The sequence below is a fragment of the Paenibacillus sp. ACRSA genome (genome assembly GCF_022346845.1).
In the GTDB taxonomy this organism is placed as follows: Bacteria; Bacillota; Bacilli; order Paenibacillales; family Paenibacillaceae; genus Paenibacillus.
In genome coordinates, this window is the sequence record NZ_JAKRNP010000003.1 from 145,543 (window position 1) to 165,702 (window position 20,160).

Annotated in this window: 20 protein-coding genes and 1 pseudogene; 4 read left to right on the forward strand and 17 right to left on the reverse strand. The window is 36.0% G+C overall.

Features of this window, described 5'->3' with window-relative positions:
* Positions 1–79: 79 nt before the first annotated feature.
* The 15 genes and pseudogenes from MH215_RS10265 to MH215_RS10335 all read right to left on the reverse strand — a co-directional run bounded on the left by MH215_RS10265 (position 80) and on the right by MH215_RS10335 (position 12,761).
* Entirely contained in the window at positions 80–1,711 is a 1,632-nt protein-coding gene (locus tag MH215_RS10265; RefSeq protein ID WP_239290058.1) for an ATP-binding protein, read from the reverse strand.
* Positions 1,712–1,725: 14 nt separating this feature from the next.
* Positions 1,726–4,008: a Mu transposase C-terminal domain-containing protein gene (locus MH215_RS10270; protein WP_239290059.1), complete on the reverse strand. Its 2,283-nt coding sequence runs from the start codon at positions 4,006–4,008 to the stop codon at positions 1,726–1,728.
* 13 nt (positions 4,009–4,021) lie between these two features.
* The gene (locus tag MH215_RS10275; protein WP_239290060.1) at positions 4,022–4,831 is read right to left on the reverse strand and encodes a TnsA endonuclease C-terminal domain-containing protein; all 810 of its coding nucleotides are present in this window, start codon (positions 4,829–4,831) and stop codon (positions 4,022–4,024) included.
* 144 nt (positions 4,832–4,975) lie between these two features.
* Positions 4,976–5,188: pseudogene (locus MH215_RS10280) on the reverse strand (ATPase, T2SS/T4P/T4SS family); the annotation flags it as partial.
* Positions 5,189–5,234: 46 nt separating this feature from the next.
* Positions 5,235–6,959, reverse strand: coding sequence for a recombinase family protein (locus MH215_RS10285; RefSeq protein WP_239290061.1), 1,725 nt, complete (start codon positions 6,957–6,959; stop codon positions 5,235–5,237).
* A gap of 15 nt (positions 6,960–6,974) precedes the next feature.
* Positions 6,975–7,298: a hypothetical protein gene (locus MH215_RS10290; protein WP_239290062.1), complete on the reverse strand. Its 324-nt coding sequence runs from the start codon at positions 7,296–7,298 to the stop codon at positions 6,975–6,977.
* 6 nt (positions 7,299–7,304) lie between these two features.
* Complete coding sequence (locus tag MH215_RS10295; RefSeq protein WP_239290063.1) at positions 7,305–7,472, reverse strand: hypothetical protein; 168 nt, start codon at positions 7,470–7,472, stop codon at positions 7,305–7,307.
* 176 nt (positions 7,473–7,648) lie between these two features.
* Positions 7,649–8,458: a hypothetical protein gene (locus MH215_RS10300; RefSeq protein ID WP_239290064.1), complete on the reverse strand. Its 810-nt coding sequence runs from the start codon at positions 8,456–8,458 to the stop codon at positions 7,649–7,651.
* Between the two features lie 163 nt (positions 8,459–8,621).
* A complete protein-coding gene (locus MH215_RS10305) occupies positions 8,622–9,011 on the reverse strand; it encodes a type II toxin-antitoxin system PemK/MazF family toxin (protein WP_239290065.1) in 390 nt (129 codons plus the stop codon).
* 288 nt (positions 9,012–9,299) lie between these two features.
* Complete coding sequence (locus MH215_RS10310) at positions 9,300–9,779, reverse strand: type II toxin-antitoxin system PemK/MazF family toxin (protein ID WP_239290067.1); 480 nt, start codon at positions 9,777–9,779, stop codon at positions 9,300–9,302.
* Positions 9,780–9,790: 11 nt separating this feature from the next.
* A complete protein-coding gene (locus MH215_RS10315; protein ID WP_169480504.1) occupies positions 9,791–9,979 on the reverse strand; it encodes a hypothetical protein in 189 nt (62 codons plus the stop codon).
* A 292-nt stretch (positions 9,980–10,271) separates the two neighbouring features.
* Complete coding sequence (locus MH215_RS10320; protein WP_239290069.1) at positions 10,272–11,048, reverse strand: stalk domain-containing protein; 777 nt, start codon at positions 11,046–11,048, stop codon at positions 10,272–10,274.
* A gap of 78 nt (positions 11,049–11,126) precedes the next feature.
* Complete coding sequence (locus MH215_RS10325) at positions 11,127–11,459, reverse strand: hypothetical protein (protein WP_239290071.1); 333 nt, start codon at positions 11,457–11,459, stop codon at positions 11,127–11,129.
* Positions 11,460–11,489: 30 nt separating this feature from the next.
* Positions 11,490–12,515: a hypothetical protein gene (locus MH215_RS10330; RefSeq protein ID WP_239290073.1), complete on the reverse strand. Its 1,026-nt coding sequence runs from the start codon at positions 12,513–12,515 to the stop codon at positions 11,490–11,492.
* Positions 12,516–12,761 carry a hypothetical protein gene (locus MH215_RS10335; protein WP_239290075.1) on the reverse strand — a complete coding sequence of 82 codons (246 nt, stop codon included), beginning with the start codon at positions 12,759–12,761 and terminating at the stop codon, positions 12,516–12,518.
* 857 nt (positions 12,762–13,618) lie between these two features.
* On the opposite strand from MH215_RS10335, the gene MH215_RS10340 reads away from it, so the two are divergent.
* From MH215_RS10340 to MH215_RS10350, 3 genes are all read left to right on the forward strand, one after another.
* Positions 13,619–15,046: a DEAD/DEAH box helicase gene (locus MH215_RS10340; protein WP_343224579.1), complete on the forward strand. Its 1,428-nt coding sequence runs from the start codon at positions 13,619–13,621 to the stop codon at positions 15,044–15,046.
* Positions 15,047–15,900: 854 nt separating this feature from the next.
* Entirely contained in the window at positions 15,901–16,353 is a 453-nt protein-coding gene (locus MH215_RS10345; RefSeq protein ID WP_239290079.1) for a hypothetical protein, read from the forward strand.
* Positions 16,354–16,825: 472 nt separating this feature from the next.
* Complete coding sequence (locus MH215_RS10350) at positions 16,826–17,563, forward strand: hypothetical protein (protein ID WP_239290081.1); 738 nt, start codon at positions 16,826–16,828, stop codon at positions 17,561–17,563.
* A gap of 112 nt (positions 17,564–17,675) precedes the next feature.
* Here MH215_RS10350 and MH215_RS10355 read toward each other — a convergent pair whose 3' ends face one another.
* A complete protein-coding gene (locus MH215_RS10355; RefSeq protein ID WP_239290083.1) occupies positions 17,676–18,287 on the reverse strand; it encodes a recombinase family protein in 612 nt (203 codons plus the stop codon).
* A gap of 764 nt (positions 18,288–19,051) precedes the next feature.
* Between MH215_RS10355 and MH215_RS10360 the strand changes: the two genes are divergently transcribed.
* Complete coding sequence (locus MH215_RS10360) at positions 19,052–19,270, forward strand: hypothetical protein (protein ID WP_239290085.1); 219 nt, start codon at positions 19,052–19,054, stop codon at positions 19,268–19,270.
* A 101-nt stretch (positions 19,271–19,371) separates the two neighbouring features.
* On the opposite strand, the gene MH215_RS10365 is transcribed toward MH215_RS10360, so the two are convergent.
* On the reverse strand, positions 19,372–20,124 hold the full coding sequence (locus tag MH215_RS10365) for a hypothetical protein (RefSeq protein WP_239290087.1): 753 nt from the start codon (positions 20,122–20,124) through the stop codon (positions 19,372–19,374).
* Positions 20,125–20,160: the final 36 nt, after the last annotated feature.

Genomic DNA, 20,160 nt, shown 5'->3' on the forward strand with positions numbered 1-20,160 from the left:
TTAGCTCCCATGTGTATGTAATCTAGAAACAATTATCACTAACAAAAACAAAAACGACCTGCTACACTGCGGGTCGTTTTCAAGTATTATCTGGGATTAGTGGATCTTGGAACAAACCATTCTCCTCAAATTCCTCGATGCTAACGATTTCCTTCGCTCTTTTTTCATTAGCTTTTTCTTTTGTTACCTTAGAATTACTTTCTTCCATTCCACTTTCCCCCCGTTCTTCATGAACCATTTTTTTCGCTTCCCTTAGACCTGCTTCGACATCCAGTGGCTTATTTGAACTCACAAAATATCCATGTACGTTCTCCGCATATGTCTGTGCTTGCTTCGCATCCATATCTTTATATACGGAAAGCAACCTTCTAATGATTTGATCTGTAAATGGCAGCCCCTCTTCTTCAGCCGAAATCATATTCGCCTCTTTTATCAATTGTGCTCTGACGCCCTTGTCTAACTTAGGCTGATTTTTTCTGATAAATTCCTGCACATCCAGAGGCAAGAGATCATCATATTTTGACAACAGATCCTCGTTCCCTATACGAAGCGCATGGATAGCTTCTTGAAGGGGCTTAAAATTCTGTTTAGCCACTTTCCTAATCAATTTCACAGACAGTTTTTCTTCTCCAGATCCGATAGCGTAGATTTGGCTAATGATAAACAACTTCACGATCAAATCCAATATTCCCTGAGTCTCGTCGTACATCACCGCTTTGAACTCTTCAGTCAATTCGACAGTTTCATGCGTCCATTGATATTTCCAAAGTCCCGTAAGTATGTCACCAAAGTCTTCCCAATCCTCAGGGTCTGTAGACTTTAATCTGTTCCACTCAGCTGTTCCTAATCCAGTTCCTCGCCTCTGCATTTTGAACTGCCCTTCTAAGATATTTACCGCTTCATAATTACCTACAAAAAGAATTGGCACATTTAAGCGATTCACCATAGAAACAAAAAAATTCAAGATCTTTCGAGCCCCATCTTTAGCTCTTCTCAGATATTGAACTTCATCGATAACTAAAAGACCAATACCGTGATTGTTAACAATCTGCTCCATTTGTATTAGCATTTTCTCCGTGGATGGATTTCCGGAAAGTCCAAATTTCTGTAAATATGTTGTCCTTCCCCCTAAGGTTTTATCCACCTTCTCAAAGAAATTCAAGCACAAACTTTTCAATGATGCCCCATCATGAGGAGTTTGCAAAGTTAACATTGGTATTTGGAACATTATTAAATGTTGCTGTTTATAGAAACTGTGCTCAATAACTCTTGGGTAAAGCCCTATAATCCTTTCGAGAGACTTTGATTTCCCTGAACCTGGGATTCCGATAATTGTGAATCCCAGAGAAGGCATTTTGTCATCCAAGTGATATTGGTACTTCCCCTCCTTCAACTCCCGGTAACCTCTCTGTGCTCTCTTCACATAATCTCCTTTTAATGGATTACGAGAACAGTAAGATTGCCTGATAACCAATCCAATATCCCTCTCTAAATCCAAATGCTTTTGTAAAGGCAAAAAGTATTTAAAGAGCCGAGGAATGCAATGCATTCTGTGTATAGCACTCAAGTCTCTTTCACGCTGATCAAAATTAGGCATTGTTAGCAACGCCTTCAATGCCGCTTCTTCTGAATTAATTTCAGGAAGCGCCTCAATGAGAGGGTTATCTTGGTAATCTGGAATAACTTGCTCGGTATACTGTGCCTGCTCCATTGTGTTTGATATATTTATTCCTCCTCTTGTTTAGTTGCTTTCGAGAAAAATTCTTCTTGCTCTCTTAACAACATTTGTCTTCTAAGTTCACGTTTGTTTAAGCCAGTATTCACTACCACTTCGCTCTCCTCAGTTTCCTTGATTTCTTCGACAAAAGGAATAGATGGCTTTGAATCTCTATCCTTATTTTCATACGAACTGACATGCTCCACTTCTTTACTTTCCTCTTTCGTTAACAGTACGAATTCCTCTTCTTCACGCAACAACTGTTTTTCATTTTCACGCCTAGAAGGAATGTTTCTAATTGTTTGTGCCTTACTCTCCTTAGGCTGATTTTTCCGCTTTCTCCTTTCTTCTCTCGATTGATCGACTGCTTTCTTTTCTTCTAGCTTAATTAACTCGATGTCGCTTACTAAGCGTTTCTCTCTGCCACTAATCTGGATCATTTTCTCGTGCTCAATAAGATATTCAATTTCTGCGATATCTAGACCACGTAGCCGCTCGTCTGTGTCTCTAAGCCAGCACTTGTCAAAGCTTTTGCCATCAGGACTCCTAACATATATATGGTCCATGTTACTTCGTCCATCATAAGCAACTCGTACTTTCCATCTTCCCTTCATAGCAGCTTTCCCAAACCAATTTTCTTCCTGGGCTCTTTGAGAAGTGTATCTTCCTCCCGAAAAAATAATCCCTGATTCAGTAACGCTGGCTTCACCCGATCTCATTAAATTCAACTTAACTAAATCCTGGGGAAACCATCGTAACATCCCATGCTTTTCTATCCCCCAATTCCATATGGTACTTGGAACGGGTTCAACATCATCCTTAATCATCATACGAGTACGGTTATACTTCCTCAAAACAGATGCATTGTGAATCAAAACCGACCGTAAAATCTTTTCTCTGAATTGATGGATATCTAATTTTCCATCAAATCGATAATCTCGTCCTGTTCGTTCTTTAAGACCAGGTATCACTCGCCCCGGAGTAAACGGAAGCGTATATCCTTGAACCGTCCTAAAAAAACGTTCCACAATTCCTTTTAGATCCCCCCGCCCTGGCGGTACAACCTGTATCGTAGTATTGAAAGCGCTGATATAGTTATTGCTCAATGTGCTCTTCAATTCAGCATTATCACAAATAATCCTTTCTGGGATATGCTCACAATTCCATTCAGCCGGATCAATTGCGATACCATACTCCTCACAAAGTTCAACCTTGTTTCTCGACGCACTCTCAAGAGCCATCATTGCACCTTCCCATGATGGACCTTCAAACCCAGCGTATAACCCTGTTACAAGCCGAGAATAAACATCAATCATCACGTATACAACCGGTCTCCCGATTATCCATTTTTCATGTAAACGACTCCTTAAATAAACATCAGCTATGGTTGCATCAATTTGATAGCACTCTCCTGGAGCAATCACCCTAGAATTTGAATCACTTCTCAACTCTCGTTTGTGTGTATCAAAATGACGCTGACCATATCGTTTTTTGTAGTCCTCAATCTCGTCCTTTCCTTCCGTGTTGTACCAGTAAGTGAATTGCCTTAACGATGGTTTGTCGGAAGCTATTTCTGTGTGCAGTGAGCCATCCGGTTTTTCGATCGTTTCTGTATAAAACTCTGCAATCATTCTGGTATAGGTAGCACTGAGTGAGATCATTTCACTTTTTTTGTACCATTCTTCAATGGAAAATGCGAAATAACCTTTCGTTACTGAATCGATATTGATGCCCTCTCCTTGGATACTTGAATACCTTCGTTGTCTTCCACGTTTCTTGCTCCCCTCTTTTGCAGGCATTCTTTTGTTCCCTGGGCTTCCACAATTCGAATAATCATCTAAAAATGCATTCTTAACCATCCCTCTTTGCCAAAACCTTCGAAGATAGTTCCTTACAGTTTTTTTGTGATTCCCTAGCTCTTCTGACAAGCGTGTAATCATCTCTCCACGAGATTCTTCATTGAGAAGCAGCAAATGGGTCTGGTTGCTCAAAAAGGGCTCAAAAACGCCCCATATTTTGTCTCTGCGCTCTCTTACCTCTTTAGTGAGATCTTCTTCCGCATACAGAAGTGTAAAATGGTCTTCCTCCACCTTTACTATTTCGCCGGATAAAATCAAATTGTTAAACGCTTCTATTTTCAATACGAACGGAAAACCAGACTTTGTATCTGAAATATCAAAAAAATACATATCTTCTTCCTTAGCATCAATGTGTACCAGCCGTGCCACAATCTCTTGACCCTCACGGTCCATAGCATAGAGGTATCTGATCATTGGAACGCTAAAATCCATTAAATTCCCCTCCTTACTTGAAGTGTTCTATCCTACACGACTCGTAGTTTTTTTGATTCATGTCAACAGTAATTTCTTTACGGGCAAGCATGTGCCGAAAAAGATACCACGCAGTACCTTTGGGTAGACTGTTGAATTTATCAAAATCACCACATACGCTCCTCACCTCTACGTCCTTTGGAGAAAGCAATAAATACCTTCTCAAAGATGGAAGTAGCTGTTGTAATTCTTCAGCACTTAAAGCCTTAGTCGCCTCAAGAATGTAAGCAGTTCTGAACGAAAGATAGTTGCGAACAATAGAAAAATTCAGTTGCTTTTCGGATACAACAGCGAAAGCAATATTTCTTCTTGCCCAATATTCTTGTTCAAGCGAATATCGTTCAACATTCCTTCGGATATTTTTCTTTTTCTCCGGCAGAATACTCCTCGCAAATTGTTTGATTTTACCATCAACTATTGTGTCAACCAAAAAATCGGTTGTAATTATTAATGGAGTCCGAGTCTCAGAACAATGTGGATAGTTCATATATCTTTCCTTGGCAATTGCCATCGCTTCGACTCGATTAAGCAAGGGGAATCTTTCTCGTATATCAATCACGCTGTCATTCCACTCAAGCAACAAAAAATAATGATATTCAAGTGACGAAAGGAAGTGATGAATACGTTCAGTTTTTAAGCCAAACACCTTGTACTGATTTCCAGTCGAGAAACCTGACTCCACTGTAATCCATGGTTTGTACTCTTTTCCTCTTCCCTGCCCTTTGCCGTTCTTTAAATAACGCTCAATCTTTGCCTCACTCCAAAAAAAACGGCGTCCAGCCATAATTAACCTCCTTCATGGTTAATCACAGTATGGAGCCGTTTTTCCGAATTATACATCTAGGGATCAACTTTATTTAAAGGGGACCAACTTTAATTTAGAGGGACCAACTTTAATTAACGGGGATCAACTATATTGTTGTTATACACTAATCTCAGTTACTCTACGTGACCGATCACGTAGCCTGGACAGATGTACAAAGATATCAATGGCTGAGCTAATCTGCTGCCGCACAACAGCAATCGGAAGATCTGCACCACTAAGTACCATCGTCTCCAGCCTGCTGATCATATCGCGAATATTATTGGCATGCCCAGTGCTCAAGCTACCATCATGACCTGTATTCATGGCTTGTAACATATACATATAAATGGTGATTATTAGACAAAAAGAAAAACAGCAACTATTAGCTGTCTAATTTGAATCCATATATAAGTTTATCTACGGTATCCTCAATAACACTTTCCCTCGATTTCCCAAACACACGCCAATAAATCTTTAATTGATCTTCCTTAAATTCATGCTGTGTGAATCTCGGTAAAGGCTCGGCTCCTTCAGGTGAAGTTACTTCGAATCTGTCTATAATTTGTCTTAGAGTTGCATTGGTGAGGTTATCAACATCTACCTTGAAGAGAAACGCCAGAAACTTTTTATGACGTAATTCAAGTTTTTCAATCTCAACATTTACATTCTCAAGCCGTGATAGGTTGTTCTGTTTATCAGTCAATTGAGTTTGAATTGATGTATTGCGTTGTTCATATTCGCTGTCGTCAATGATGCTTTTGGTAAGGAGTCTAAAGTTGACTTCTCTTTCCTGAGTTAATCCTTCAATCTCACTTTTAAGTGTCTGTATATCTCGCTCCACATTCTTTAAATCAAATTGTGATTTGATATAGTAATTAAGATTCTCTTGATGAACCTGTTCATTATTTCGATACTTTTCTATCTCTTTCTTGATATAGCCCAGTAAGTCTTCTTCGTACTGGAGGTTTCTATACTGACAACCTTTTCTGCCAAACTGATCATTGTTACGGCATATCCATTGAATAAATGTTCTATTCTTATTACGCTGGATTTTTCTTCTCAAACTTCCACCACAATTTCCGCACTTTAAGACGTTAGAAAAGATGTGTTTAGATGAATGCCTTGAAGAACCACGTTCTAAAACGTGCACTTTCTGTTTCTCAATCTCTCCATTGTTCTCTACCGTTATTTCTTTAACAGTCAAAGTTCCGAAATCATCTTTTCTCTTTTCTTTTTCTATTTGAACCAGCTTGAAATCATCAATGTCAATCAATACTAAATCTTCATCATAGGTTACGATTTGTTTTTCAGGTGGTATTTTCTTAATTAGATTTTGATTCAAATCAATCTTCTTTGTTCTATGTAACCTAATCTCGCCTGTATATATAACATTCTTCAGCATCTTTGAAATCAGACTTTGATCCCATAGGCTCGCTCCACGTTTAGTAGGAATCTCATCTTCATTTAGTTGCTGCGCTATGCTCCTTAAACCCATACATTCATTTAGGTACATGGAAAACACTCGTTTAACAATTGGTGCTTCATTGGGATTAACAACTAACTTCCCTTGCCTAATATCATAACCATAGGGAGCACGACCACCCCATACACCCTTCTTATAGCCTTGAAGTTTCCCAAACTGCACTGCTTCACTTTTTGCTCTGGATTCTTCCTCTGCTTGTGCTGCAAAGATAGTTAACTTAAAGTCATCGGCTCTATTCATCGTGTTAATTTTTAAGTCTTCAAAGTAGACAGCAATATCATAGCTTCTTAATTCAGCAACTGCAGCCAACAGCTCCTTAGTGTTACGTCCAAACCTGCTTATGCTTTTAGTAAGGATTATGTCAAACTTTCTTGCTCGTGCATCATTCATCATCTGCTGGAACGCTTTTCTGTATTTATTAGATTTAGCCCCTGAGAAGCCTTCATCAACATAATACCCGTCTGTTACTCTGAATGTACCATCCGTTTTATAAAAGACCCCTGTCTTAGAATTCTGGTAATTGTTTTCGTGAAGATATGTATTATAATAATCAACTTGGCTAATGATTGAGTTTTTTTGTTCGTCATTATCTGTTGATACACGAGCATAGAAAGTTGCAATCATATAATTTCTCCTTACTTATGTAATTCTATTATTCAATCTGTTCAAATTCTCATTTAAATGAAGTTTGATGGCTAATTTTAAAACTGCTAATGCTGTAAATACATCATTGTTGTAATCATTATTTATTTGAATGAACCCTTTAATCGCTTCAGCATTCTTTTGTATGGTTTCCACTACATCCAACAAGTTACACTTCTCCTGAACATCCTTTAGTTTCTTATAGTAGCCACTATATAGAGATTTTTCGTTGATACTAAATTCTTTGCATATGTAGTTTACAAATTCTTTTTGTTCCACTTGGGCAATCTCGCGGTCATCATATTTGAGTGTTGCAATCAATATTAATCATCCTTTCATATCTTTAATTCGTTGTTTTGCTAAGTTCAGTTTCTTTGTATTGTGTTTTATCACATCAATTACGTATCGTATTGCTTCGTTTGCTTCCTCGTCGGTTCTACCATCGTCAATAAAGATGAAGTTGAATTCTCTTGCCTTCTTCGAATTTTTTTTCATTTATTCACTCACCTCCTTACCGATATGTTTCAGGTAACACCTGATGACACCCCGCTAGACCATCTAGAATCCATTCTAAGCCCTGTGTCTATAGTGTATTGTTAGGTTTGAGGATATAACATCCGGTAGGCTTAGAATTAATTTCAGATAGATCAAATTAGTCATTTGTTATGTATTTAATCTTGTTTCTTCAACGTAACCTGCAACTGTTCGAAGGTGAATTGTTGGTTAACGGTGTATCGTTGTCCACCTATCTCTACCTGTCCAATTGGAATATAACCTACATACTCTTTTTTCTGTTTACTTTCGGTGATTACAGTCTCAACACTTTCTTGTCCGCTTGTTACACTCTCTGATTGAATGAGAAATTGTTTTCCGTCTTGAGTATTAGTAAACATTCCAGAATCCTTATCTAGTTTTTGCAGGCCCAATTCCTGTTTTGCTTCTGTTATCGAATCAAATTTCCTAAATGTTGGTAACCCTACTGACTGATTATTACTCATCTCAAATGCATAAACTGGTTTCACTTGTGCTTTATAAGAGTTTTTTCCGAACGGTAGCATGGTAATATTAGATAACCTGTATCCTACATCTGGATTAGTGTCGGTTCTATCGACTGTGGGACGATAACTTTGCTGTTGATCTTTATCTAGAAAAATTTTTGTCTGCTCAATCCATAGTAACCACATATCTGTTTTGTATTTGATAATGTCCATTACTCCACTAATTGGATCACTCCAAGCACAATGAACCCCCTTATAGATACCTTGCTCATAGCGACAACTATGGATACGCGATTCTATTGATTTGAATAATAGGTATCCTGCCATGGAGTGTTCTTCCTCAATTATTCCTTCCTCAATTAAACTCTCTACACATAGAATCGCTCTTGGTAAATATGTATTCTCTCCATACTTTTCAATCCATTTTGCAATCTCTGACGGATGCAACTTGTATGGTCTGCCCATTTTTTTATCTTTTGTCAATTCAAAACAACCTTTCTTTTATATTCGTATATTTATTCTTAATATTATAACAAAAATCTTATTTTACATAGACTGCATGAGATTTGTCTATCTTCTTGCCACAAGCCCTCCTTTCACAATTCAATAATATCACATGATTTTATATATGTACATATATTAACTCTTAATAATTCACCATACCAATACTAACTCCCAATGCTCTTGTTATCTCATCGTTATAATGTCTTGGTATATCAAATAACTTTCTTAAAAGGTTTTCTTCTTTATTGATCGTCATGATTTGTTCACACAATAGGATGCTGTCATCTGCCATTCCACACTCATCTGAGTCAAAGAAAACATGTGTTGGTTGAGAAGGATTTTTAAGTTTGCTTGTTATAGGAACTACAATCACAATTGGAGCATATTTGTTTCCGATATTATTTGAAATTACTAAAACAGGACGCTTACCGCCTTGAATTGAACGTTCTCTATAACCCAAATCAGCTTCCCAAATCTCAAATCGCTTGACTGTCTTACTATCAACCCCTCTTCCATCCATTACCATACTCATATAAATCTCTCCTTCACTTGTTATCAATTCACTAATATATAAATTTAATCTGTATATTTACTCTTAAAAAGTATTATAGCATGAATCATTATCATTTCAACAGTTTCAATTAAATAATTTAACAAGTGTTAATATGTAAATTTTGACAAGGAACTATATTCCCCCCTTACTAAAAGTTCTTGACATTAGGGATTAGGCAAAAAATAAGGATCAGGCCGTATTAAGCCCAATCCTTTCTGTTTTTTATTTTTTATAGTACTACTGTTAACTTTGTTGATAGAGAATGTATTATTTTCTGGAGAAGTTGGTCATATGTTCCATCATCATACTACTAACTCTATTTACAACTCCACTAACAATGGACTCATAAAGGTCATAGTTATAAAATAGACCCTGATCGAGTTCATCCATATTTTGCAAACAACCCATATGCCATTCATTCATTAGCTCCGACTTCTGTATAGTTATAACTTGGTCAAGCAATACTACACAGTCTTTTTCTAAGAATGGATGAACATGCTTAAGTAGGGCAACATGGTAAGGGTACTTTAACTTGTCATTGTCTAAGTAATTATGTATGTCTGACACTGGAGAAACAATAACCCTGCTAGAATTCTTATTTGTTCTTCCTATGATGCAGATGGGGCGGATTTTTTGACCAGTGAATGTATCCGCACCATCTGAGAAGTCATACCAGAAAAGCATACCTTTTTCCACTGCGCGAGGATTAAATGGAATAGGATTTGGAGATAAATTTGGGGCTGGCAACAAGAACACCTCTATTCGTCAATTTGTTTCTTCTTTCTAAACATTTCCACGAAATTGTCTTCTTCAATCTCAACATAATCTTCATCAAATTTTCTGTAAATGGCTTCTCGTTTAGCTTTATCGAAAAGCAAATCAAAGAATTCGCCATTGTCTAAAGTAGGTCTTACATCTTTCTTTGTATAGGTCAGGACTGTAGCCATTTTTGTTTCCTCCTTTGGCTCACACATATTACACACCTCCGCAAGTTGATTAGTAAATCATCTAAAGTATGCCCCAATAATTAGAATATACCCATTTTTACCAACGTAACAGCGGAAGATCATTACAGTTATGATTATAACACGATCGAGCTATAGTTGGTAATAGTTCTTTTTTTGTTCGATTAAAAGTCGATTTCTATGTATTGTATTCGTTTGTATCTACATTGCTAATGGTAAAAGTAAAGCGCCTAGAGTTAGTCTAAACGCTAGTTGGGTAGTTATTACATATTGATTATTTGTTGAAGAGCATGTACGCGTTTAAATCAACACGTAGCGATGAATTATTTTCAGCATAGTCCAAAGCCGTTTTACTACTATTGTCTTTCAATTTTGTATCTGGCTTCTTATTGATTACCTCTCCAAAATAAAACGAACTATTCTCAATTACAGTCATCATTAACGCTGTTTTGCCGTCATCACGTTGAATATTAACATCAAGTGCATTACGATTTATCGCTTTATATGCCTCAAAATTATCCTCTTCTATGACGTACATCAATAACGTATTGTTGCCATTGGTAGAGTCGGTGGAGTTTACATCCAATGCGCCATTGTTTAGCGCAATCCGTATTTTCTCGGCATCCAATTTCCCATTTGTACTGTACGTTTCCCGCAAATTTGCTATCTTCCTACTTGCTGTTGTATTAGCTGATCCACTATTTGAACTACTTGGAGTAGTAACAACCGTTCCAGATTGACCACTCGTTGACCCACCATTAGCTGTATTGCTTGCAGTAAGGCCTTCTTTTAAAGACACTTGAGAACTAGTTACAGATTCAACAGAGTAACCCATTACATTTGCAGTATCTCTCACAGGTAGGTAAAGTCTTCCTCCAATATTCATTGGACTGTCAGACAATTTTGCTTGGTTGCCATCTACAACAATTTTCACATTACTTTGTGTCGCCTTAAGGTATGTAGCTGCTCCAACTGCTGTTCCTGCTGTAACTGCAACGCCAACAATTAAACCTAATGTAAACGTGGGAATCTTTGATAATATTTTTTTCATCTTATATACCTCCGATTTAGATATGGTATAGCCTAAAATTGAGACTATACCATAGAAATATCGGTTAAAATTCCAGTTTCACTTAGAATTCCCTACTAAAATTTTCGAGAAATCTACTGCCTGACCATTAATGAAAAAGAGTGGCTGAGTTCCTGACGTTTCCACACTTGCTTCTTCATCAACAATCTCCTCGTGAGGATTTGTAATCAACTGTAGATAGCGATCAATAATGTATTCATCATCACAGATCTTTAATTGCTCATTAATGTAAGACTCCAAATGCATTGTTAAATCGTTGTGCATCACAAAATTCATCAAAATATCACACTCAGTCATAGTCGTTTCGTACAACTCTCTCGTTTCAATCAATTCTTCCATCAGTTTCTTCTCTAGTTCAAATCGTTTATCCATATGTATATTCTCCTCTATATGTTTGTTTAATTAGTTTAGATCGATACGAGCACCATTCATTTTAATGTTACCAGTTGCCTTAATATTGATGTCACCTTGAATGTCCATATCAAGACCTGATGTTTTTAATTCAAAAGTTGAACCATTGGACAATCCTAACTGATATGAACCATTTTCTGTAGAAATGAATTTGAAGTCTTTACTTTCTGCTGTAAAAGATCCATTGTCAGAAATTAATGTGATTCCATTGTCTTTGAACCTCACACTTCTTTCACGTCCAAAGTTGCTTGCAGTATACACAACATCTAATGAACCATTCGGCTTAGAGATTTTTGCCTTGCCGAATCCATTTCCATCTCCCTCCCCCAAAGTGACCTCTGGAAAAGCGTCTGCTCCTGATCCAACAAACGTGTGCTCTTTCTTTAATTGTATATCCGAAAATGATGCTTTCTTAATATCCGTAGGTTCGTTCAAAGGAATTTCAGATGACATTTCCCACTTTTCAGGTGTTAGATGATAAAAGATGATTGATCCACCAACGCCTTCATTAGCAACAGCTTCATAAATAGGTAGATAAAATGAAGGAATAGAAGGATCTCCACTCTTATACTTGTCAAGCTCATTCATTGCTTTTTGCATCTGGGCTCCATAAGTTATGTAACTAATTTTGGAGTTCCCGTAGTAGAACATATTCCTTCCTGTATCCCAGTTACTGCTGTCCATGCATTCAAAAGTAGCACGGCAATCATTATCGAACCCGTATTTAGCAAAGGCAAGCTTATCTCCTTCATCAGCCAATTTAGAGTATGTTTCCTTTGCAATAGATAGCAACTTTTTGAAACTTCTTTCTAGCTGATTTTTAAAACGAGCATATGTATTGACACATAAGATCGAATCTCCTGAGAAAAAGTACCCTTCTCCGTCTAATACATGTAATTTGTCATATTCTCTGGGGTCAGTATTTCTATAACTAATCCCTTTTCGATTAAAAGATACCGCAGTATCTACAGCGATATAATGATCATGCTCATAACTAGCGCTAATTGCCAAGCTCATTTACTCGCCCTCCCCAACAAAGTTAATTGTGAGAGAACTCAAATCCTCAAACTTGTATTGACGTGCATTACCATCTTCATCGTTAACAGTAATTGGACGATTAGCAATCAAACCAGTAAAGAAATTATTGTACATTTGATTCAAGACAGGTTGCATCTCTTCAAGCTTTAGAATGTTCCCATCCAACTTATCCAATTTAAACTCATAACCATCTTTTAGCTTAAATACAATATCAAACTTACTCATATTTACAATTCCCCATTCACTATGTATTATTTTCAACTTTCACTATCTACTGTCAAACTATATCCGAACTTGAATTCGGTTTTTCTTCATCCCTGTTGCCCATGCTAATTCTCCTTGGATCACTTCCAGCCCAGCCAGCTCATCAACCTATACCACGTATATCTAACCTTCCTCGTATCTCATCCCTCACTTTCATATGTATTCATAGGCTCCAAGAGTCTGCCTTGGAATTCGTTAACCTTGTAATCACAGTTTATGCAATTAATAATTTATTGTCAATATGTATATTTACTCTTATTTAACTTTACATTTCTCTTCTACTATAGTGTCATCTCAGAATCGATTCTCTTCCTCATATCCTTGATTAATTAATAGGAATTTGGAATACAACTAGCCTAGGAGGTATAAAGTGTCTTCCTTCATGAGCTCAGTTTTTATTTCATTGTTGTTTACAGTCTACGAGTAGTGCGCTCAGATTCTCCTAATGACTCAGCAACGTCTTTCATTGAGCGCTGGAACAATGGTTCAGCGGTTTGGTCACCATTATTTTTGATATCCCAATAATCTTTCAGAAATGCTGCCTGTTTCCCCTTCCTAACCGGATCAAACTCTGATTCCCCTCGGCGTTCAGTATTTTCGGCAATGAGAAGATACTCTGCTTGCCATTAGTAGGGAGGGTCAATTTTACCCCTCCGTTTCTCATAATACACTTGCAAAACTATCATAAACATGTTAATTTAGTTATGAATACATATATTAATTCTTAAAAAAGGAGGACTAAAGCTATTGCACGTAAAAAGAAACCTACAGTAACGGATATCATAGGCAAGGAAGTTGAACAATGGCAGCAAGGTGAGATCATCACAATTGAAGCTGGAACAGGTGTAGGTAAATCCTACTTCATCAAGAATACTCTATACGAAAAGGCTAAACGTGAGGGTACTAAAATATTATTCCTAGTTAATCGAACTAGGCTCAAAGATCAGTTTGTGGAAGAAATACAGAAGGACGGAAAAGATGATGTAATTGACATCTTCCTTTATCAAAAAGTTGAAAGTAGACTTGGAAGAGAAAAAGCTGCCACATTTAAAGACGATTACACGTATATAGTTTGCGATGAATTTCATTATTTTCTAACCGATTCAACCTATAACTCCAATACAGACACTTCATTTAAGTTGATCATGTCACATTCGAACAAAACAAGAATATTTATGTCAGCTACAGCAGATATCACAATAGATTTTTTCAAATTCAAGCAGATCAAATTTAGAAGTTATAGTGTTCCTCATGATTATAGTCATATTAAAGAACTGATATTTTACAGACACGAGAAAGTTCTGGAGAAATACCTCAGTAAGATTAGAAAAGGACAACAAGTGATAGCATTTTTCACCAAAGCATCAAAAGCATATGAACTACATAAGAGGTTTGAAGATTCAATGTTTGTCTGTGCAGAAGGAAACTCTGACTACAAGAAATATGTTAACAAGGATCAAGTTAAACTAATGCTCGACAGTGAATCATTCGAGGAACAATATCTCTTTACTACTTCAACACTGGACAATGGAATAAATCTTCGAAACAAGAAAATGAAGTATATAGTCTGCGATATACAAGATGTTGATACTCTAATTCAATGCTTGGGTAGAAAACGAATCATAGATGCCAAAGATCAAGTTACAGTAGTAATTAGAAATATAACGGATAAAGAAATTGGACAACGTATAAGAGCAAAGAACAAGATAATAAATTCGGCAAAATACTTAATTGAAAATGGATCAATTGCATATATGGACAAATACAAACGGAATCATAACAACCCCACAATCTACGTTGAACCGAATAAGGATCGTACTAATCCCGAGTTCTTCGTTAATGAATTGCGCTACTTTAAAGAATGCTCAGACAGAAACAATCTTGAGGATATTCGAGAAATTGAGAATGGGTATATAGAGCACGTAAAAAGTAAACTTCAAAAGGAGAATTACACTATGTTAGATGACACATATGATAAAGCTACATCCAAAGATTATCTGGATAGCCTTGTTGGTAAACAGCTATTTAAAGATGAACAGAGAGCCCTTATAAAAATGGTTAACCTTCGAGACAATTATAACAGGCTTCAAAAGAGTGTTAGATTGATTAATGAATACTTTATACAGAATAGTATTCCATATAACATACGAGATAAGAACAGGGACAATAAGCGGAAAACAGAAGATAACCAACCTAATCCGAATTTTAACAAGACATTCTGGACAGTAGCAAAACATATTTACTGAGATTAATTCCAGATTTTTTTTCAGTGGAATCCCAAAAAAGCCTGAGTTTATGCGTACTTTTTAATAAAGTTGTCTCATTATCCTGCATATTTATATATATAAACTATAGTAAACTAGACTATAAAGAATACCAAAAAACACTTGATACATAAGGATTTCTTGATTTTTTTTGTTCATTTTCTTGCAAGAATTCAGACCTAATTGAATCGGAAGGTGAATTGGCGTAGCCGAGAGGAAACGCGATAGGTCGGTAAATACCGATTACGAAGCGATAGCGAAGTGGTTTTTATCGAGTTGGTATCGTTTCCTTATTACTACCCTCAAATTACAATTATCAATAGTCAATTTTAAAATGTGTCACTTCTATTCCCTACTAGGGTTATGATTTTATATTATAGGACTTTAAGGTGACAAGATTTGATTGTTTCCATTCCTTAATAATAGGTGACGAGATCCATTCCGTTTCACTCCATGGCTGTCGTTCACCTTCATCCACAACAAAACCCGTTGTGTCTGTCATTCGATTGACTTCGTGGTACAATCCTTTAGTTTTTTGTTAAATTTTTATGGTATAATAAGGTAAAATCATGTCAAAAGCACTATTGAAATATATTTTTCTTCAAAACTTGCAAGTTATCTTATTTCTCTAATTATATCAAAATGCGTTAAATTATCCATACATTAACTTTAATTTGTTGCATTCTCCTGGTTAGGACTATTTAATAAATATTTTAAATATGTTATTAAATAACATTTATACTTTAGACCTATGTACTATTCCATGTTTTGGTAATAAAATTATATAAGTAATTGGAACACAATTACATACTACTAGCCATAGAGGAGGAATTACATTGTCATTGAATAAAATTTTAGGTGCTGGTATAGCTTTGTCTGTATTACTATCTGCTAATCCTGCTAGTGCTAATCCATTAGAAGATAGAATAAAGGATACTTATACAAACCCTCCAATCACTGTGGAGAACCCCGACGATCCAATTATTACTCCATTGGATTTACAAATTATCAGACCTGATTCTTACAGCAGCTACAATGCATATGAGAGATATTTTACATTAACCCCTGAGAATGGGGAGGATGCTAACCTTTGGATACAGAATACTAGTACAGATACTATTTATGCCAAGGTTACTGTAGGCAGCCTTTCACCTCTTGATGTTCCAATCGCTAAAGGAAAGCAAAGTAATATACGACTAGGTGTTATTGGAACAACAAGTGTTAAAGTCTATGTCTACAGTTCAACAGGTCATAAAGTTGAAATGAATATCAGTGCTCGACAATTTTAATTAGATGGTGGAAAGAGGATATCCCTTAACAAGGTTTCCTCTTTTTTATTGCGTTCAAGATTATTGAGCAACTTATACTACCAGATGCAAATTATATAATTGAATGGTAAACTATCCCCTCCTACCTCTGGAGGGTTATTTTTGTTGAGGCGGCGTTATGTCCAGCGGGTATATAATCAGATAAAAGTTTAATCGTGGTGTCGGAGTGGAAGTGCTAGGTTTATATTCTGTAAAATAGTCAACTTTTTGGATTTTAAATACCCCCCTTGCCTATCGTGACCATCCAATAACCTTACTGTGTAGGCATAAGTGCTGTGGGATATTATGGAAATTATTAGTGGATTTCAGATGTAAATATACCCCCTTATGTAAATTTTCCTATTTATACCAACATCATACTTGCGTTCGTTAGGCTTATTTGTTTTTATTCAATGTAGTATAATTATGGTTACTACACTTTGTGAGGTGTTATATGACTGATAAGCAAATTAAATTAGCTTCTGACCTTGTAAGCACAATCACTCAACATCGGGAACGAATGGGAATATCCTTCTCTCCTATAGCTGAACAAACAGCAGTAATGCAGAGGAATGTGGATTTGATTTTTAACGATTCAACAATGGCAGCTATTAAGGATACTCAAAATGCGATGGATGCTTTAAGAGATAGTTTGTTGACTATGGTAGATTCAAAAGCTTTCGAAAGCATAACAACATTATCTGATTTGATTAAAGACAGTTTCGGCGATGCGTTCAACACTCTTGCCAACAATACAAATTTTGATTCCTATAAGGCTATTGCTGACTCTCTTTCATCTATAGACTACACTATAACTGACGAAGAAATTGATTATGATTCTTCTACCGATATTTCAACTAATATATTTGAGGAAGAAGCGGCAAATATAGATAAAGGTTTAAATAAGACAATCGCATTAAAAAAATTCATTGCTTTGTATATTGAGTTGGTTAATGGTTATAAATTATATCCATCAGACGACAAAATAAAATATGTTCTTGTCGCTTTAGTTAGTATTATTATTCATTTCTCTCCTGATTTAATGGTACTAGCCGTAGAAAAGGCTACCTCATCAGACAATAATTTAGAACAAAAACCTTTAATAGAGATTGCTCAGAAAGAAAGAGAACTGGATCAGAACGATGAGAAAAACAAACTTTTAAGAATGCTATTAGAAGAGAAAGAGGACTAGGAACGTAACCCTAGTCTTCTTCTAATTATCAACTATTTTGTTTCACCCTTTACATTTACTATCTGTCCAGCAATTTTGTCCATAACAACAAACATATGCCTGAGCACATGATCTAGACTATTGATTGTTCATACTCCTTAACTCTCCGATACCAACTGTTAGGTTTCATAGCTGCCCTTCTCATAGCTTCAACGGCTGTGATACCACCTTGCTTCCATTCTGTGTATGCTTGCTTAAACTCCTCGTTAATTGCTTGCTTAGGTCTACCGAATACAACACCGTCATTCTTAGCAGTCGCTATTCCCTCAGCCTGTCTACCGTTTATCTTTTCCCGCTCTCGCTCTGACATATACGAAAGCAACTCCAATACAATACTGCTTATGACTTTCTCTAATCCATTCTTGTACTGTCTAGTATCTAGGATTGGCATATCCAATATAACAATGTGAGCGCCTATGTTCTGGGTAATATCTTCCCATTCCTTCTTAATCTCCTGTGCGTTACGTCCTAAACGATCCAATTCCTTCACAAACAATATATCATCTTTACGGATAGCACTCTTCATGGCTTGATAATATGGTCTGTCAAAATTCTTGCCGCTCTGCTTATCTATGTAGAAATCTCGCTCCGATATCCCTAAGTTCTTCATTGCTTCTAATTGTCTCGCTTCATTCTGATCCTTAGTTGAAACTCTTATGTATCCATGATGTCTAATCTCTCCCATAATTCAATCACCCTTTGCTATGTCGTTAAGGATATTATATCAAATTAATGTCAAAATGTATACCAACACTTTTGAAATGTTTCATATATATTTATAAACTATTTGAAACATACCATAACCACTTTTGACACATACTAATAGAGTGTTTCAAAAAGTATACTTTTAGCCACACCTTTTCAATCCTAGGTACGTACCAATGTGGCACTGGAACAATATCGGACAATTACGAAGTCCCTATGGACAGTTCAGTTTGAGCCTGTCTTAGAAATTCGTTTCTATAACCAGATTCCTGACTGAATGGACAAATTCCAATCACATAAATCATGATTTCAATCGTGTAAGATACAATAGCTATCCATTTATGCAGTTAAATCAACGTTTTAGCTTCTTTATCAGGTCAATTTATCCTATATCGTAAACGCAATCGTAGAATGACGATCGACACCCTGAAAAGCTAGTCGTAGCAACGATTTTCACACATTGGAAAAAATTTCAATTTTACGATTGGAACATCAAAAAATGTAGGTAGGTCAAGGGATTTCAGCGTTTTTCAAAAGTTCAATCGTATAGTAACAGGATTATCTAAAATGATGACTTATTTATTGATTATTTCACCTTTATTCCGTCGAATTCATACTTGATGACTGAACTATAATAAATTTTGAAACCAAACCAACAATACAAAATCATTATAAAAAACTAGCATAATTTCCACCTATATTGAATATATTAAAATAACAAACAATACTCAGGAGGAGTAATATATGGAAAAGCCAGTAACTATAGTTTCCTATCCCGGAGAGCAAGTTATTTTTGATGGTGATTTATATAATTATATTGAATATTCTGACGGATCAAAGCACTTGTCTACTGAGAAGAACAGCCGAGGATTCAAGATTACTATCAAAGTATCTGGTGATCCTGAAGATCATAAAAGAGGTAATAAAGCTTTGAAAAATTTCTTTGTAAAAGGAAGTTTATAGTAGATGTCTCAAGAGAGCACTCCCATCATAGTTAATCCTAATAATATAAGAGTCACAAAAAAGGCATCCAGGAATTAATAATCTGATTGCCTTTTTCAATTTTACATTTGATCATAATAGCCTACGGATAATTCCTTCTTCATCTGCAATCTTAGACTCTTTATGGAAGAAGAAATTTCCTTTGAGATTTCCATAGCATTTCCGAACTCAATATATTTTACATCTTCTGGAGAATGACTAAGGCAGAATTGCTCTATAAAATCGTAAGCTTTGTGCATCTCAATAATTATCGCCTCAGTACTCCTAGTTACCTCTTCAGATAAATACAGACTTACCAACAAAGATTTATTCAAACTATTAACTAATGAATCATTAAGGCGTTTTAATTCCTGTTGTTTGAAATGTTCTCGCAATTCTTTATTAAGTGGATTATCTGAGGAAGGAATCTTAGTCCATAATCCTAAAAAGTACTCAATTCTGTCAGGTCTTAAATTGTTGCTCTCTAAAAAGTGTTTTAAATCTTCATACTGAACAAAGGCAAAGTGCGGACTCCTTTCCAAACCTCTATTGAAGTTGCTTATACATCCCTGTGTCCCCAATAATGAGTTATGTAAATCTACATAGCTTTCATGCCTTTTTGTTGTATATAGGTTAAAGTCGTAGCTTTTTCTTTGCAAATCAAATTTACTAACCTCCATTATCGCACTCAAATCATGTTTATGATCTTCAAGTTTTTTATTGAATTGTTGATTAATATAAGCCTTTCCCCAAAACTTTAAAGCTGCCAACATTGTTGCACCAGTAATGGGTAAGGATATAACTAAAGCTACAAAAAAAGACCATACATCGGACATAATTCGGCTCCTTAATCATCTCTAATAAAACTTGGC